The following is a 15,272-nucleotide window of genomic DNA, read 5'->3' on the forward strand; positions in this document are numbered from 1 at the left end:
ATTCCCTCTTCACATTCGGGGTGTTTCTTACCTGAACGCCCCTAAAGCGCGTCCGGCCCGCGCGCAAGAGCGCCGGTGCGGACGCATTACCCCTTGGCAGCGAACAACCGGGCCAGCGTCGCGGCGTTGAAGGCGTACCCGCCCATCAGCCGCTGGACACGCGTATCCGCCTTTTTCGCCCCGGCAAGGTTCATCATGCCTTCCATGAAGGCGTCGACCTCGGCCGTCTGCTTGCGCGCCAGAAAGGCGTTCAGGACGGCAGGCGGCGTCTGGCTCAGGCGGCGGTTGACCGCCACCGGATCGACGCCCTTGGCCGAAAGCCCGGACGCCAGCGCCTCGACGGCGATGCTGGTGACGACGATATCACCCGCGCGCGCGTCCGCCTTGCCGGTGCCGGGCTGGCAGGTCGCGGCATGGCGACGGGTCGCCTTCACCAGCGCGTCCGTTGCCGGCGTCGGCTTCTTGCCTTCCAGCACGCCGACGATCATGCCCTGCTGCATCTTCGCCAGGTCGCCCTTGGGCAGCTTGGCGACCGCGCATTTGACGACATTGGCATCGCCCGCGGCCAGCATCGCCGCCATCAGCATCACGCTCATACCATCGCCATCCCGCCGTTCACATGGATCGTCTGGCCGGTCACGTAACCGGCGTCGCGGCTGACCAGATAGGCGACCGCAGCGGCGACGTCATCGCCCGTGCCCAACGCCCCGGCCGGAATCTTGCCCAGCAGGGCGGTTTTCTGCGCTTCGGGCAGCACGTCGGTCATCGCCGAAGACATGAAACCGGGCGCGACGCAGTTGACGGTGATGCCGCGGCTGGCGAGTTCTGCGGCCAGCGCCTTCGACATGCCGACCAGTCCCGCCTTCGACGCAGCATAATTGGCCTGCCCCGGATTGCCGGTCTGCCCGACGACCGAGGTGATCGAGACGATCCGGCCGAAACGGGCCTTCATCATCGGCTTGGCGGCGGCACGGCACAGCCGGAACGCGGCTTCGAGGTTGACGCGGATCACCTGGTCCCATTCGTCATCCTTCATGCGCATGGCGAGGTTGTCGCGCGTGACCCCGGCATTGTTGACGAGGATATCGAGCTTCCCGAGCGCCGCCACCGCCTGCGGCACCAGCCCATCGACCGCCGCGCCATCGGACAGGTCGCACACCAGCGGCACATGATCCCCGCCCAGTTCGGCGGCGAACGCCTCCAGCTTGGCAGCATTGGAGCCGGACAAGGCAAGGCGCGCACCCTGCGCGGCAAGGCCCTTGGCAATCGCCGAGCCGAGGCCACCGCTGGCACCGGTCACAAGGGCGGTCATTCCCGTTAGGTCGAACATTTCATTCTCCGGAAGATTGGTTCACGCGGAGGCGCGGAGACGCGGAGGGGCGGTAGTCGTTGACGATCCGGCGTAGCCCCTCCTTGAGCGTTTCGCCGCCAAAATTGATGAGCAGCCCTACGGGCTGTTTCGTCAGTCGCAAATAGGTCAGAAGCTGTTTGCCATGAACCGGTGCCAGCCGGTCCACCGATTTGACCTCCACTAACAAGCGCCCGGCGACGAGCAAATCGATCTTGAAAGCCGCGCGGAAGCATTGTCCGTCAAACACGACGTCGATCGGCTGCTGACGCACAACGGAATGCCCCATTTGTTCAAGCCGCCCGGCCAACAGCATCTCGTAAACGCTTTCCAGAAGGCCCGGACCCAATTCCCGGTGCAGTCGCAGCGCAACGTCGACAACATCACCGGAGATTGCTTCCAGGTCCATACTTCCTCCGCGTCTCCGCGCCTCCGCGTGAACCGATTTACAACCGCCCCACCAGCGCTTCGATATCGGCCATCGTCACCACGCTGGTCGCCGTCGCATCCGGCGCGATGCGCTTGACCATCGCGCCGAGCACCTTGCCGCCCAGTTCGACGAAGTCGCCGACCCCAGCATCCTGCATCGCCAGCACCGATTCCCGCCAGCGAACCATGCCGGTCACCTGCTCGACCAGCAGCGTGCGGATCGTCTCCGGATCGGCGACCGGAGCGGCGGTGACGTTGGCATAGACCGGCACGACCGGCGCCGACAGCGCGACATCGGCCAGCGCCGCCGCCATCGCATCGGCAGCGGGCTGCATCATCGGGCAATGGAACGGCGCCGACACGGGCAGCACCACCGCCCGCTTGATCCCCATGTCCTTGGCGAGCGGCACGGCGCGTTCGATCGCCGCCTTCGCGCCCGAGATCACGACCTGCGACGGATCGTTGTCGTTGGCCACGGTGCAGACTTCACCCTCGGCCGCCGCCTCTGCCAACGCCTGCGCCTTGGCCAGATCGGCGCCGAGAAGCGCGGCCATCGCCCCCTCGCCCACCGGCACCGCCGCCTGCATCGCCTGCCCGCGCAGCTTCAGCAGCCGCGCGGTGGTCGACAGGTTCAGCGCACCGGCGGCACATAGCGCGGTATATTCGCCCAGCGAATGCCCCGCCACGAAATCGGCCTTGTCGGCCAGGCGGATGCCGCCCTCCCGCTCCAGCACGCGCAACGTCGCGATGGCGTTCGCCATGATCGCCGGCTGGGCATTTTCGGTCAGCAGCAGGTCGGCATCGGGACCCTCGGTCATCAGGCGAAAGAGATGCTGCCCCAGCGCCTCGTCGACTTCCTGGAACACTTCGCGGGCGTGGGGGCTGGCCGCGGCAAGCGCGGCACCCATGCCGACCGACTGGCTCCCCTGCCCCGGAAAGATGAATGCGCGCATCGCCGACGTCTCCTGCAAATCCAAGCCGCGCGGCCTAGTCCTTCGGCCAAGCTGAACGCAAGGGGGCGTGTTGCGACGGACTGCGACCATTTCGCGGCTTTGCTGACAAACGCCGGTTACAGGGCATCGCCATCTTGGCTCCAACAGCAAATCCAATGGAGACGTGAGATGAAGAAGCTGATCCTCGCCGCGATGACCGCATCGTTGCTCGCCACCCCGATGGCCGCATCGGCGCAGAGCCGCACCGTCATCAAGGAACGCCCCGGCCGGACCGTGGTCGTCGAAAAGAACCGCCATGGCCAGAATGTCCGCCGGACCGTCGTTCGCCAGCAGCCGGCCCGCTATACGAACTGGCAGCGCGGCCAGCGGTTCGACCGCAACCGGGCGCCCAACTATCGCCAGATCGACTATCGCGCCTATCGGCAGCGCGGCGTCTATGCGCCGCCCCGCGGTTATCAGTGGGTGCAGTCGGGCAACGACGCAGTTCTGATCGCGATCGCCAGCGGGCTGATCGGCGCGGTGGTCGGCGGCGCGCTCCTCAACTGACCTTGCCTTTCCGCCCGATTCGGGTAAGGGGATGCGCATCCGGGGTGACGGGACCAGTGCCTGTCGCCCCGGACTGCATTTGAAGACGACAGCCGGAGGGGCGTTCGCGATGGTCGCGGCGTCAGCGATCGGCCAACAGACGAGAAAGACACATGGCTCTCTACGAGCACGTGTTCCTTGCGCGCCAGGATCTGGCACAGGCGCAGGTGGACGCGCTGGCGGAAACCGCCACGAAGATCGTTCAGGACATGAACGGCAAGGTCGTGAAGACCGAGACCTGGGGCCTGCGCAGCCTCGCCTATCGCATCGCGAAGAACCGCAAGGCGCATTACGTCATGCTCGAAATCGACGCGCCGGGCGACGTCGTGGCCGAGCTGGAGCGCCAGACGCAGATCAACGAAGACGTGATCCGCTTCATGACCGTCAAGGTTGACGCCCATGAAGAAGGTCCGACCGTGATGATGCGCAAGAGCGAGCGTTCGGAGCGTGGCGACCGTCGTGGCGGCCGTGATCGTGACGACCGTGGTCCGCGCCGTGAGCGCGAGCCGTCGGCCGAAGTCGAAGCGTAAGGAGCAGCACCCATGGCACGTCCGTTTTTCCGCCGCCGCAAGAGCTGCCCCTTCTCCGCGAAGGACGCTCCCCGGATCGACTACAAGGATGTTCGTCTGCTGCAGGGCTTCGTGTCCGAACGCGGCAAGATCGTCCCGTCGCGCATCACCTCGGTGAGCGCCAAGAAGCAGCGCGAACTGGCCCAGGCCATCAAGCGCGCCCGCCATCTGGGCCTGCTGCCCTACATCGTTAAGTAAGGAGCGCCCAACATGGACGTCATTCTGCTGGAACGCGTCGAGAAGCTCGGCGCCATCGGCGACGTGGTGAAGGTAAAGGACGGCTTCGCCCGTAACTTCCTCCTGCCGCGCAAGAAGGCGCTGCGCGCCAACGAAGCCAACAAGAAGGTGTTCGAGGCGAACCGCGAGCGGATCGTCGCAGAGAACGCCGCCCGTCGCACCGACGCCGAAGCCGAAGCCAAGACGCTGGAAGGCGTTTCGGTCACGCTGATCCGTCAGTCGTCGAACACCGGTCAGCTCTACGGTTCGGTCGCGGTTCGCGATCTGGTCGACGCGCTGGTCGCCGACGGCCATAAGGTCGACAAGTCGCAGGTCGCCCTCGACCGTCCGATCAAGGCGATCGGCCTGCACGACGTGAAGATCGCGCTCCACCCGGAAGTGTCGGTCACCGTCAAGGTGAACGTCGCCCGCTCGCCGGAAGAAGCCGAGATGCAGGCGCAGGGCGTCGACGTCATGGCCTCGATGTTCGAGCGTGACGATGCCGGCTTCACCGAGGATTACGATCCCAACGCCGAGCCGGGCGAAATCGCCCGCGACGACGCGAACACGGAAGAAGCGCAGGGCTGATCCCCGCCGCTACGACCAACAGGAAAGGCCGCCGGAGCGATCCGGCGGCCTTTTTTGGTTGGCGATGTGGCAACATGTGTGTGGGTCAGGGGCACGCCACGCAAGCACCGATCACGGCAGCGAGGGGGATCAACGAGAGGATGACGGGAACGGCCTTGGCCATGATGCTTGCCCTGCGATGAATGGTTCACCGGGTTCAAAGCATGGGAAATCAAAAGGTTTCGCTTTCCTGAACGGTATACGTATCGAAACGAAACTTTCCTGACCGTCGATTACGCATTTCGCGACACCTTTGGCAACTTGACGCCATGTCGAAGGGAGCGTAGGAGCGCCCCTCCCGCAAACGGCCCCTTCGTCTAGCGGTTAGGACGTCGCCCTCTCACGGCGAAAACACGAGTTCGATTCTCGTAGGGGTCACCAGCGACAGCGCGATTGAAGCGCACGCTGCAGGGATCATGGCGGGCTTTCCAACAGTAACGGGCCGGCTCTTCTGCAGAGCATGTGCCGAAGTGATATTTTCGCGGCACCCTTGCGATCCGTCAGGACGGGAATGATATGTTGTATCATTCTCATTAGGTTGATCCGATCCATGCCCGGCCATTCCCCTACCCTCCCCCGCTCCGCCCCGCACAGACAGAAGCTGCTCGACGGGTTCGCCGTCACAGCCTCGCTGCTCTGCCTGATCCACTGCCTCTTGCTGCCGACCCTGTTGATCGCCTTGCCCGTGCTGGCCACGATGCTAGCTGTTCCGGAATCCTTCCACGCCGCAGCCTTCGCCATCGCCGTGCCGACCAGCATCCTCGCCATGTGGTCCGGCGTCGTTCGCCACGGCCGCCGAGCGCCGGTTCTTGTGGCCGCACTCGGCCTGACGTTGCTGGGGATCGGGGCGTTTGCGATCGATAGCGAACTGGCGGAGAGGGCGGTGACGTCGATCGGTGCGGTCACTCTGGCCATCGCCCACGTCGCCAACTGGCGAACGCGCCCCCGCTGTTCGGAGGTGACACGATAATCGAACACCTGGTTTTCGCCCTTTCGACGACGGCCGAGGGAGCATAGAAGCCGGCGAGGCGTTCCGCCCCCGCAACGAAACTGCCCGGCGACCGGCCGGCATTGAACGAAACCGAGGCTGTCCTGCATGGCAATCGTCCGTCAACGCGTCGAATCCGGCGGGTTCATCCTGTTTCTGGCATTGATCACCGTCGCGCTGACGCTGGTCGTCTCCAGCTTCATCGGCGCGTTGCTATGGGCAGCGTTGGCGGCTTTGCTCTTCCAGCCCCTGTTTCAGCGTCTGCTGCGCTGGCGGCCGGGACAGCGCAACCTTGCCGCCGCGCTGACGCTGCTGATCATCACGGTCGCGGTCGTCATTCCGGCGATGATCATCGTCAGCATGGTCATCGATCAGGCAGCGGGCGTGTACGGCCAGCTGCGCACAGGACAGATCAACTTCGCGACCTATTTCGAACAGGTCCATGGCGCCCTGCCCGAACGAATCCGCCGGGCGATCGACAGCGCCGGCTTCGGCAGCTTCGAACGCGCCCAGCTGAAGATTTCGCAGGCCGCCAGCGCCAGCGCCAGCGTCCTCGCCCGCAGCGCGCTGTCGATCGGCGCGAACGCCGCGGCGTTCCTGCTGGCCTTCGGCGTCGGCCTGTACGTCACCTACTTCCTGCTCCGCGATGGCGAGCGGATCGGCCCTGCCGTCGTCCGCGCGCTGCCGCTCGAACCCGGCGTGGCGCAGCGGCTGGCCGACAAGTTCGTCGCCGTCGTGCGCGCGACGATCAAGGGGTCCGGCGTGGTCGCCCTCGTGCAGGGTGCGCTGGGCGCCATCACCTTCTGGATCGTCGGTCTGCCGGCCGCCTTGCTCTGGGGCGTGGTGATGGCGATCGTCGCGCTGTTGCCCGCCGTCGGGCCGGCGCTGATCTGGACTCCGGTCGCCATCTATCTGCTTGCGACAGGCGCGATCTGGCAGGGGGTCGTCGTGATCCTGTCGGGCGTGCTCGTCATCGGTCTTGCCGACAATATCCTGCGCCCGGTGCTGGTCGGGCGCGATACCGGCCTGCCCGACTGGCTGGTGCTGGTGACGACGCTGGGCGGGATCGACCTGATGGGGTTGAGCGGGATCGTCGTCGGACCGGTCGCGGGCGCGCTGTTCCTGACCGGGTGGCAGGTGTTGACCGAACAGCGGCGGATGCGCGCCGATACCGATCCGGCAGCCCAAATCGCCGCTACCGACGATACAGTATAATCCGACAAATAGCTTGTTCGCTTCTAGCTCCGGCGCCATCGTACCCGCATAACCGCTGGAGATGCCGAGATGGAACTTGCCCGCCGCGATCTGATCCTCAGCGCGGCCGCGCTGTCGCTGGCATCGAGTACACGGGGATTTGCCGCCGGCGACCGGCCGCTCGGCTATGCCATCGTCGGGCTCGGCAATTACGGCCTGGGCCGGATCATCCCCGAATTCGCCAACTGCCGACACAGCCGGCTGGCGGCGGTCGTCAGCGGCGACCGGGCCAAGGCGGAGAAGGTCGCCGCCGAGCACAATCTTCCCGCCGGATCGATCTACAACTACCGCGATTTCGACCGCATTCGCGACAATCCGGCGGTCGACATCGTGTATGTCTGCCTGCCCAATGCGATGCATGCCGAATACACCATTCGCGCCGCACAGGCCGGCAAGCATGTGCTGTGCGAAAAGCCGATGGCGGTATCGGTCGCCGAATGCGAGGCGATGATCGCCGCCTGTCGCAAGGCCGATCGCAAGCTGATGATCGGTTATCGTTGTCATTTCGAGCCGTACAATCTCGAAGCGATGCGACTGGCGAAGAGCGGTGCCGCGGGCAAGATCCGTTATATTCGGTCGGAACACGGCTTCACGGCAAGCGACCCGACGATGTGGCGGCTGAAGCGCGCCCTGTCGGGCGGCGGGTCGCTGATGGACATGGGCGTCTACAGCCTGCAGGCGGCACGCTACATGACCGGCGAGGAGCCGGTGGCGGTTACCGCGCGGGAGTCGACCGACCGCCGCGACCCGCGCTTTACCGATGTGGAGGACATGATCGACTGGACGCTGGAATTTCCCTCCGGCGCGATCGGCAGCTGCCAATCCTCCTACAGCGCCAACCACAATCACATCCTGCTGATGGGCGACAAGGGCCGGATCGAGCTGGAGCCCGCGACCGGCTATGCGGGGCAACGGATGTGGGTCGGCAACGGCCGCGAGCGCGAAGTCACGCCGCCGCCCGGCCCGGCAAAGACGCAATTCGCCGGGCAACTCGACCATCTGGCCCAATGTGTCGCGACGGGTCGGACCCCGATCGTCTCCGGTGAGGAAGGATTGCGCGACATGCGGATCATCGAGGCCATCTACCGATCGGCACGCGAAAACCGCACCATCCGGCTGGACGGCCGGGCATGAGCATCGCGCTACGCCTCGCGCCGCTTGCCCTGCTCTTGGCTGCGCCGACTACGGGCCAGGACTTCGCGAGCGGCAATGACATCGCCGCCCGCGTGGAAGCAATGGGCAAGGCGATGAAGCCCGGCCAGGGCTTTGCGTGGGAACCGGTGGTCCGCGACGGGGAACGGGTCGCGGCGCTGGAATATTGGAAGGCGCCGGGCCGACCGGCGGTGTATCCCGATCAGGCGGAATATGCCATCGTCATCGCTGGCGCCGGCACCCTCAGGACCGGCAAGTCGATGGAGGGCGGGAAGCAGACGCAGCCCGGTCTGATCGAGGGCGACCGGATCGTCGATCCGCTCGACCGGCCGCTGAAACCGGGCGACGTCCTGTTGATCCCGGCGGGCGTTCCCCACTGGTTCGGGATTACCGGTGACCGGCTGGTCCTGCTGGGGACCAAGATCCCGGCGAAATAGTAGGCGACGGGCAGGCGCGCGATGCCCCTGCCCGCCCGCCCCTCGTCAGAACTTCACGCCGGCGCGGGCGTACAGATAGCGCCCGTTGAAGCCGAACGGCGAGAAGCTCGAATAGGGAATGAAGTAGTTGTTGATAGCCGTCGCGCCAAGGATCGGGTTGCGCGTCGGATAGACGTCGAACAGGTTGTTCGCGCCGATCGCCAGCTCGAACTGCCCCGGCGTCGCGCGGAGTTCGAGATCGGTTAGCCACTTCGGTTCCAGCTCGACATCGGTGATCGCCGCGCCACCCGGCGACAGCGTGTTGCCGAAGCGGTTCGTGCGCGCCGTGATCCCGAAGATGCCCTGCGACCAGTCGAGGCCCAGATTGACCTTCGACCGCGGCTGCCCCTCGGTCAGGCGCAGCGATTCCTGCCGCCCGAACAGGGTAACACCCGGGATCGCCGACAGCGTCGACCGATCGGTGATGTCGGTCTGGTTATAGTTATAGCCGGCGGTCAGCGTGACGCTGCCGATACCCAGGTCCGGCACGCGATAGGTGCCGACCACCTCGACGCCCTGGGTCCGGGTGTCGATGCCGTTGATGAAGAAGCGCGCCGAGGTGATGTCCTGAATGCCCGCCGCGCGCAGCACGGCGACGACCGCCGTGCCCTGCAGGTTTTCGGACAGGATGATGCGATCGTTGATCTTGATGTTGTAATAGTCGGCGGTCAGCGTCAGCCCGCGCAGCGGGGTGAGCGTCAGGCCACCGCCGATATTCAGCGACTTTTCCGCCTCGAGCTGACGCGAACCCAGCGCACGCGCGACCGGATCGCCGACGCGGAAGGTGCCGATCTCGACCAGTGTCCCGCCGATATTCTGCGTGGCGAAGGACGAGAAGAACTGCTGCGCGAGGCTCGGCGCACGGAACCCGGTCGATATCGAGCCGCGGAGCGCCGCCCATTCGACCGGCGCGAAGCGCGCAGCGAGCTTGCCGTTCACCGTATCGCCGAAATCGCTGTAATGTTCGTAGCGGCCGGCGGCGACCACGTTGAACGCATCGCTGACCTTCGCGTCCAGTTCGGCATAGCCCGCGAAACTGTCGCGCGACGCATCGACGCGGCTGTTGGGCGAGAAGCCGGGGAAGCCCTGCGATCCGGCAGCGGCACCGTTGCTGAACGCGAACGGTCCGGCGGCATAGCTTTGCAATTCGCCGGCGACGATCTTGTAATTCTCGTTGCGATATTCGCCACCCAGCGCCAGCGATAGCGACGACAGGAAGCCGACGCTCAGCTCACGCTGCAGGTCGAGGTTGACGGTCTGCTGCCCAAACCGCGTACCGCCCGCGTTGAACGCCCGCTGCGATTGCGGGCCGAACGACGCGTTGTAGCTGTTCTCGATCCGGAAATCGAAGCTGTTGGTGCCGTAGACATAGGACAGGTCGTATTTGAACCCGGCCACTTCGCCCTTCACGCCCAGCGCGCCGGAGAAATCCTCCATCTGGCTGGTGATGAGCGGCAGGAAGCCATCGGCGTAATAAGGCGTGCAGACCGTGCCGGTGAAGGTGCAGTTGCGCAGGTCCTGGATGTTGCCAATGGTGTCGCGACCCGAAGCCCGACGGAAAAAGGCGGCGCTTTCGCCGTCACGCACGCCGTAGCTGCCGAAAATATAGAGTTCGGACGTGGCGCCGATGTCCACACCGCCGTTCAGGAAGAAGTTGAAGTCCGTCGTCTTCGCATCGCCGTAGCGGTGATTGACGCGGTTGGCGGTGAATTCGCGCGGGTCGACATTGCCGTTGCCGAGCAGGGGATAGAGCCGGCGCGGGTCGTAGCCGGCGCGGTCGGTCGGGTTGCGGTCGCGATATTCACCGGTCAGGTTCAGATAGGCGGTTTCCCCCATCGGAAGGCCCATATTGGCGGCGAAGGTGACAGTGCGGCCATCGCGGACCTCACGATCGCGCCCGGTTTCCTCCAGCACATAGGTGCCGTCGGCGCGGACCTGCGGCTGGCCGTTCGCCTGGCGCGCGATGCCCGAAACCTCGCCAACACCCTCCATCGACGAGATATATTTGCCATAGGTCATCGTCGCGCGGCCACCTTCGCGGCGCTTGAGCTGGACGTTGATGACGCCGGCGATCGCATCGGAACCATATTGCGAAGAGGCACCATCACGCAGCACGTCGATCCGCTCGATCGCGAGGCTGGGAATCGTGTTGAGGTCGACCGCCGACGAACCGCGCCCGACCGAGCCGTTGGCGTTGAGCAGCGAGGTGGTGTGGCGCCGCTTGCCGTTGACCAGCACCAGCGTCTGGTCGGGCGACAGACCGCGCAGCGTCGCGGGCCGCACGACGTCGGTGCCGTCGGTGATCGAGGGCTGCGGAAAGTTGAACGACGGGACCAGCTGGTTCAGCAGCTTGTTGGTTTCGGTATAGCCGGCATTGACCAGCGCATCGCCGGTGATGACGTCGACCGGCACCGGGCTTTCGGCCACGGTGCGGCCCTGCGCACGCGTGCCGACCACCAGGATCTCCTCGCCCGCCGGCACCTGGTCGGCAGGCGGCGGTGCGTCGGCGACCTGTGCGAAGGCGGGAATGGCGACCAGCGCACTCGACAGGAACAGGGCGCTGAAAACGGCTTTACGCATGAAAATCTCCCCCAGGCCGGGACCATTGCCCCGACCGTTGCCCCCTGAACCTCTCGCACGTAATATTCTGGCGCAAGGCGGCAGGGTGTCCGGTCACACGATTGTCACGCCACCGTTGCGGCGCTGCAACATCGCTTTTGGGCTCGAATCGCGCCTTCGCCATTGACAGCGCGGATCGGCTTGCCTAGTCACGATCCACTTGCCGCGTGGGGTATCTCCACGCGGACATATTGCATTTGGGAAAGAAGCAAGGGCCATGTTCGCAATCGTGCGCACGGGCGGCAAGCAGTATCGCGTTGCCGCAGGAGACAAGATCGTCGTCGAGAAGCTCGACGGCGAAGCTGGCAGCAACGTGACGCTCGGTGACGTGCTCCTTGCTGGCGAAGGTTCGGAACTGAAGTCGGTCGAAGGGCTGACGGTTTCGGCGGAAATCATCGCGCAGGCGAAGGGCGAGAAGGTCATCGTCTTCAAGAAGCGCCGCCGGCACAACTACCGTCGCAAGAACGGTCATCGCCAGCAGCACACCATCCTGAAGATCACCGCGATCGGCGACAAGCGCGCTGACGACAGCGCCGCCGCATAAGCGCCTGAGCGAATACGAGGAGTTTGAACCATGGCACATAAAAAAGCAGGCGGTTCGTCGCGCAACGGTCGTGATTCGGCCGGCCGTCGCCTTGGCGTGAAGAAGTTCGGTGGCCAGGAAGTGGTCGCGGGCAACATTATCGTGCGTCAGCGCGGCACCAAGTTCTACCCGGGCGTGAACGTCGGCATGGGCAAGGACCATACCCTGTTCGCCCTGGTCGACGGCCGCGTGGCGTTCAAGGAAGGCAAGCTCGGCCGCAAGTTCGCGTATGTCGAGATGCAGGCGCAGGCCGCAGAATAACGGGCTACCACACGGGTCGCCCACCAGGGTGACCCGGGTTCCGGCGACGGAACCAGCCAACAAGAGGGAGGCGGGTCACCCCGGCTCCCTTTTTTATTGCTCTCTCCGGCCCCTGCCCGCTTCTCGGAGCGGGTTGTGGCCCTATCGAGGCGTCGTGACGGAGCCGATTTTGGTTCAGGGCAAGAAGCGAGGAGCGGAGCGATGCTGATGCATCGTGACCGACGAGCGACGCCGCCCTGAGCCAAGATCGGCCCGCCGCAGGGCGGTTACACTGTCGTGCCCGCCGGTTGCGTCGCGAGGCTTGCAGGTAGCGCCGCTACCTGCTGCGCCCCGCTCCTTGCCGGACGAACACGACAGGGCAATCACGACGCCTCGATATGGTCACAACCCGCTCTAGCGGAGGCGCGGCGTATTGGAGAGACGCTGATGTTCGCCCGTACCGAACGCCTGACCCTGCGCCCCGGCTGGACCGAGGACGTCCCGGCCCTGCACGCCGCGATGGGGCACGAGGCCGTCGTGCGCAACCTGTCGCGCGCGCCGTGGCCGTACACGCTGAGCGACGCCGAGGCGTTCGTCGCCGGATGGCAGGGTAACGCCGGCCCGACCTTCCTGATCTTTGCCCATGATAGGGGACGCTGCGACCTGATCGGCGGGATCGGCATCGGTCCGCTCGGCGACGTCCCGCACATGCTCGGCTATTGGATCACGCCATCGGCATGGGGCCGCGGCTATGCGACCGAGGCGGGGCGCGCGGCGCTCGACATTGCCGCGACGCTGGGCATCGGCCGGGTCGAGGCCGGCCATTATGTCGACAACCCCGCATCGGGCGCGGTGCTGCGGCGACTAGGCTTTGCCCCGACCGGCACGCGCAGCATGATCCATTCGCGCGGGCGCGGCGCGGAGGTCGAGACGGTCGACTATGCGATCGACCTGTCGCAACGGCGGCGCGACTGGCGGCTTGCCGCCTGATCGCAACGGAACGCAACGCCGGTCCGGCTGGTTGAAGCCGGACGGCGCTGCTGCCGTACGAGAGGACGCCCCGATGATCGATCCCGAAACGCCGAACGAACAGGAAGAAATGGAAGAGGTCCAGGAAGAAGCCGCCGAGGAACGCGAAGAAGAAGGCGGCTATCAGTAAGACAGCCTGGCGGCCGGCATCTATGCACCATCGTCATTGCGCACCGCACGGACGTACCGCATAGTGTCGGTCGCAAAATTGGGAGGTGACGTATGAGACGCTTCTTGCCCGCGCTGTTACCGAGCCTCGTCTTCGCGTTTCCAGCAACTGCGCAGGAAAGTCCTCCCTCCACAAACCCCGACATCGTCGTCAGCGGCCGGCTGTCGATGCCGCAAAACCCGCAGACGACGATCCTGCCGCCACCCGCAGTCATTTTCGATGTCGAATCCGCGACCCTGTTCGAGGACGCGTCGCGTCGTGCGGCGATGTGCGCCACGCGCGGCGGGCCGAGGCGGCTGGCGCAGCTGCGCGACGTCGTCGATGGCGTATTCGCCACCCCACGACAGGAGCGGGCGCAGGACCGTATGGTCTGGACGACGTCGACCTGCGGCGAAGGCGCTGCGGTTCGTGCGCATGGCGTCAGCATGGTCGGGCAGGTCAATGTCCGCGCCGATTCCGCTTCCTATCCCGGAATCCTGTATCGCGGTGCCTTCATCATCGAAACGCTCCGCGCCTTTGCCCCCAATCTTGCCTTGACCCGCGAGCAGCTGGCCGACCCGGTCGTGCAGCAGCGATTTCTGATGCGCGAGGATGCGCGCGCCAGCAAACGCCTGCCCAACGATCTGCGCTTCTTCAGGACGACGATCTGCATGGTTCGCGAACAGCCGGAACTGGCCATCCGGCTGGTTCAGACCAACCCCGTCGAACAATCGACCGCAGCGGTCCAGGCGCATCTGATCGAACGCACGCGGGGATGCACGGGCTATCAGAAACAGCTGGTCGTCGATCCGTTCCAGCTCCGGGCGTTCGTCGCCGATGCCCTGTATCGATGGACCCTTGCCGTGCGGGACGTCGATACGCTGATCCCGACGCAACGGGCGAGCGTGGATAGGAACAAAGCCAGGTCGGTGAACTGATGCCGGGGGCTCACCCCTCCAGCAGGTCGAGATAGCCGACCACGTCGCTGCTCGTCTGAAGATACAGGCCCGCCTGTATCTCCTCCGGCTCCCGCGCTGCTGCGGCCATCGCTTCGCTCAGCGTGCCATAGAGGATCGTCGTCGCGACCCCGCCCTCGTCGTCGAGGTGGTAGAGCCGGACCGAGGCGTCTTCCGATACCGTTCGCATGGGGAACGTCCTGCCCCGCGCCGCGACGCGGGGCAAGGCGTCAGGCGCTGGCGAGGCGTGCCGCCTCGAACTCGCTGTCGACCAGCCCGATCAATTCGCGGTCATCGTGATTCCACGGGTGGAAGCCGGGCAGGAAGAAGGACAGCCACATCCCCATGACCTTACGTGCCATGCCGGGCCGGCCGAACGCATAGGCGAACAGCCGCCATTTGACCCGCGCACCGGTCAACCCGTCCTGCGCGAGCAGATCGAGCATCCCGACCGTGCGCCCGCGGAAGAATTTGGCGGTGACGATCAGCATCACCAGCGTCTTGACCCACCAGCGCTTCAGGCGGGTCCAGTCGCGGGTGGCGTGCAGCCAGGTGTCATAGGCCACGCCCTTATGCTCGATCTCCTCGATCGCGTGCCACCGCCACAGGTCGGCGGCGGCCTGATCCCCGCCGGCCAGATGCCGGGGGTTCGCGACCAGTTCATGCGCGAGGATCGCGGTGAAATGTTCCAGCGCCATCGTCGCTGCGAGGTTGGCGATCGGCGGCTTGCCTCGCGTGATCGCCAGCTCGTGATCGACCCGCGCTTCCAGCCGCGACGTATCATAGCCCTGGTCGGCGACATGGCGGTTGAACGCGACATGTTCGCGGGTGTGGATCGCCTCCTGCTTGATGAAGGCGCGGATCTCGGCGGCGAGGCGCGGCGGCACGTCGTCGCGGAACTGGCGAACGCTGTCGATGAAGAAGCCTTCGCCCTTCGGAAAGGTCACCGACAGCGCGTTGTAGAAGGCGGTGGCGATCGGATCATCGTTCAGCCAATAGCGCCGATAGCTGCCGCCCCGCCCGAAGCGGACGTCGCGCGGGGTGATGGTCAGATCGGCGGGAGTCTTTGCTTTCGACACGGTTCTGCTCCACATCATCGC

At 65.5% G+C, this 15,272-nt stretch carries 19 protein-coding genes and 1 tRNA gene; 13 read left to right on the plus strand and 7 right to left on the minus strand.

All coding sequences use genetic code 11. The annotated features are described in order from the left end of the window. Positions 1–86: 86 nt before the first annotated feature. From PPZ50_RS12345 to fabD, 4 genes are read right to left on the minus strand one after another with little or no spacing between them, the layout of a single operon-like run. Positions 87–596, minus strand: a complete 510-nt coding sequence (locus tag PPZ50_RS12345) for a hypothetical protein (protein ID WP_066689143.1) — start codon at positions 594–596, stop codon at positions 87–89. Further along, positions 593–1,330, minus strand: coding sequence for a 3-oxoacyl-[acyl-carrier-protein] reductase (gene fabG / locus PPZ50_RS12350; protein WP_066689145.1), 738 nt, complete (start codon positions 1,328–1,330; stop codon positions 593–595). Before fabG ends, PPZ50_RS12345 begins: the two co-directional genes overlap by 4 nt. A gap of 1 nt (position 1,331) precedes the next feature. Next, on the minus strand, positions 1,332–1,757 hold the full coding sequence (locus PPZ50_RS12355; protein ID WP_066689147.1) for a GxxExxY protein: 426 nt from the start codon (positions 1,755–1,757) through the stop codon (positions 1,332–1,334). A 37-nt stretch (positions 1,758–1,794) separates the two neighbouring features. Beyond that, positions 1,795–2,730 carry an ACP S-malonyltransferase gene (gene fabD, locus PPZ50_RS12360; protein ID WP_066689180.1) on the minus strand — a complete coding sequence of 312 codons (936 nt, stop codon included), beginning with the start codon at positions 2,728–2,730 and terminating at the stop codon, positions 1,795–1,797. 168 nt (positions 2,731–2,898) lie between these two features. Between fabD and PPZ50_RS12365 the strand changes: the two genes are divergently transcribed. The 9 genes from PPZ50_RS12365 (at position 2,899) to PPZ50_RS12405 (ending at position 8,558) form a co-directional block, all read left to right on the plus strand. Further along, on the plus strand, positions 2,899–3,276 hold the full coding sequence (locus tag PPZ50_RS12365; RefSeq protein ID WP_066689149.1) for an RcnB family protein: 378 nt from the start codon (positions 2,899–2,901) through the stop codon (positions 3,274–3,276). 152 nt (positions 3,277–3,428) lie between these two features. Further along, positions 3,429–3,845, plus strand: a complete 417-nt coding sequence (gene rpsF, locus PPZ50_RS12370; RefSeq protein WP_066689152.1) for a 30S ribosomal protein S6 — start codon at positions 3,429–3,431, stop codon at positions 3,843–3,845. A 12-nt stretch (positions 3,846–3,857) separates the two neighbouring features. After that, positions 3,858–4,082: a 30S ribosomal protein S18 gene (gene rpsR / locus PPZ50_RS12375; RefSeq protein WP_010543816.1), complete on the plus strand. Its 225-nt coding sequence runs from the start codon at positions 3,858–3,860 to the stop codon at positions 4,080–4,082. Positions 4,083–4,094: 12 nt separating this feature from the next. Beyond that, positions 4,095–4,688, plus strand: a complete 594-nt coding sequence (gene rplI, locus PPZ50_RS12380; RefSeq protein WP_066689154.1) for a 50S ribosomal protein L9 — start codon at positions 4,095–4,097, stop codon at positions 4,686–4,688. Between the two features lie 345 nt (positions 4,689–5,033). Then, a tRNA-Glu gene (locus PPZ50_RS12385) sits at positions 5,034–5,108 on the plus strand. A 169-nt stretch (positions 5,109–5,277) separates the two neighbouring features. Continuing rightward, positions 5,278–5,697 carry a MerC domain-containing protein gene (locus PPZ50_RS12390; protein ID WP_066689182.1) on the plus strand — a complete coding sequence of 140 codons (420 nt, stop codon included), beginning with the start codon at positions 5,278–5,280 and terminating at the stop codon, positions 5,695–5,697. Positions 5,698–5,823: 126 nt separating this feature from the next. Beyond that, positions 5,824–6,930 (plus strand): AI-2E family transporter, encoded by a 1,107-nt coding sequence (locus PPZ50_RS12395; RefSeq protein WP_066689155.1) that lies wholly within the window; start codon positions 5,824–5,826, stop codon positions 6,928–6,930. Positions 6,931–6,999: 69 nt separating this feature from the next. After that, positions 7,000–8,103, plus strand: a complete 1,104-nt coding sequence (locus PPZ50_RS12400; RefSeq protein WP_066689157.1) for a Gfo/Idh/MocA family protein — start codon at positions 7,000–7,002, stop codon at positions 8,101–8,103. Then, positions 8,100–8,558 carry a cupin domain-containing protein gene (locus PPZ50_RS12405; RefSeq protein WP_272815309.1) on the plus strand — a complete coding sequence of 153 codons (459 nt, stop codon included), beginning with the start codon at positions 8,100–8,102 and terminating at the stop codon, positions 8,556–8,558. The genes PPZ50_RS12400 and PPZ50_RS12405 overlap by 4 nt, the downstream gene beginning before the upstream one ends. A 45-nt stretch (positions 8,559–8,603) precedes the next feature. Here PPZ50_RS12405 and PPZ50_RS12410 read toward each other — a convergent pair whose 3' ends face one another. After that, positions 8,604–11,177: a TonB-dependent receptor plug domain-containing protein gene (locus PPZ50_RS12410; RefSeq protein ID WP_066689159.1), complete on the minus strand. Its 2,574-nt coding sequence runs from the start codon at positions 11,175–11,177 to the stop codon at positions 8,604–8,606. Positions 11,178–11,433: 256 nt separating this feature from the next. On the opposite strand from PPZ50_RS12410, the gene rplU reads away from it, so the two are divergent. The 4 genes from rplU (at position 11,434) to PPZ50_RS12430 (ending at position 14,154) form a co-directional block, all read left to right on the plus strand. Next, positions 11,434–11,760 carry a 50S ribosomal protein L21 gene (gene rplU, locus PPZ50_RS12415; protein ID WP_055785208.1) on the plus strand — a complete coding sequence of 109 codons (327 nt, stop codon included), beginning with the start codon at positions 11,434–11,436 and terminating at the stop codon, positions 11,758–11,760. Positions 11,761–11,790: 30 nt separating this feature from the next. Next, entirely contained in the window at positions 11,791–12,060 is a 270-nt protein-coding gene (gene rpmA / locus PPZ50_RS12420) for a 50S ribosomal protein L27 (RefSeq protein ID WP_055755412.1), read from the plus strand. 426 nt (positions 12,061–12,486) lie between these two features. Continuing rightward, a complete protein-coding gene (locus PPZ50_RS12425) occupies positions 12,487–13,029 on the plus strand; it encodes a GNAT family N-acetyltransferase (RefSeq protein ID WP_198158505.1) in 543 nt (180 codons plus the stop codon). Between the two features lie 375 nt (positions 13,030–13,404). Continuing rightward, a complete protein-coding gene (locus tag PPZ50_RS12430) occupies positions 13,405–14,154 on the plus strand; it encodes a hypothetical protein (RefSeq protein ID WP_066689161.1) in 750 nt (249 codons plus the stop codon). 10 nt (positions 14,155–14,164) lie between these two features. Here the strand turns inward: PPZ50_RS12430 and PPZ50_RS12435 are convergent, their stop codons facing one another. Both PPZ50_RS12435 and PPZ50_RS12440 read right to left on the minus strand, forming a co-directional pair. Next, positions 14,165–14,362 (minus strand): hypothetical protein, encoded by a 198-nt coding sequence (locus PPZ50_RS12435; protein ID WP_066689162.1) that lies wholly within the window; start codon positions 14,360–14,362, stop codon positions 14,165–14,167. Between the two features lie 40 nt (positions 14,363–14,402). After that, positions 14,403–15,266, minus strand: coding sequence for a metal-dependent hydrolase (locus PPZ50_RS12440; protein ID WP_066689186.1), 864 nt, complete (start codon positions 15,264–15,266; stop codon positions 14,403–14,405). Positions 15,267–15,272: the final 6 nt, after the last annotated feature.

The sequence above is a fragment of the Sphingomonas hankookensis genome (genome assembly GCF_028551275.1).
GTDB lineage: Bacteria > Pseudomonadota > Alphaproteobacteria > Sphingomonadales > Sphingomonadaceae > Sphingomonas > Sphingomonas hankookensis_A.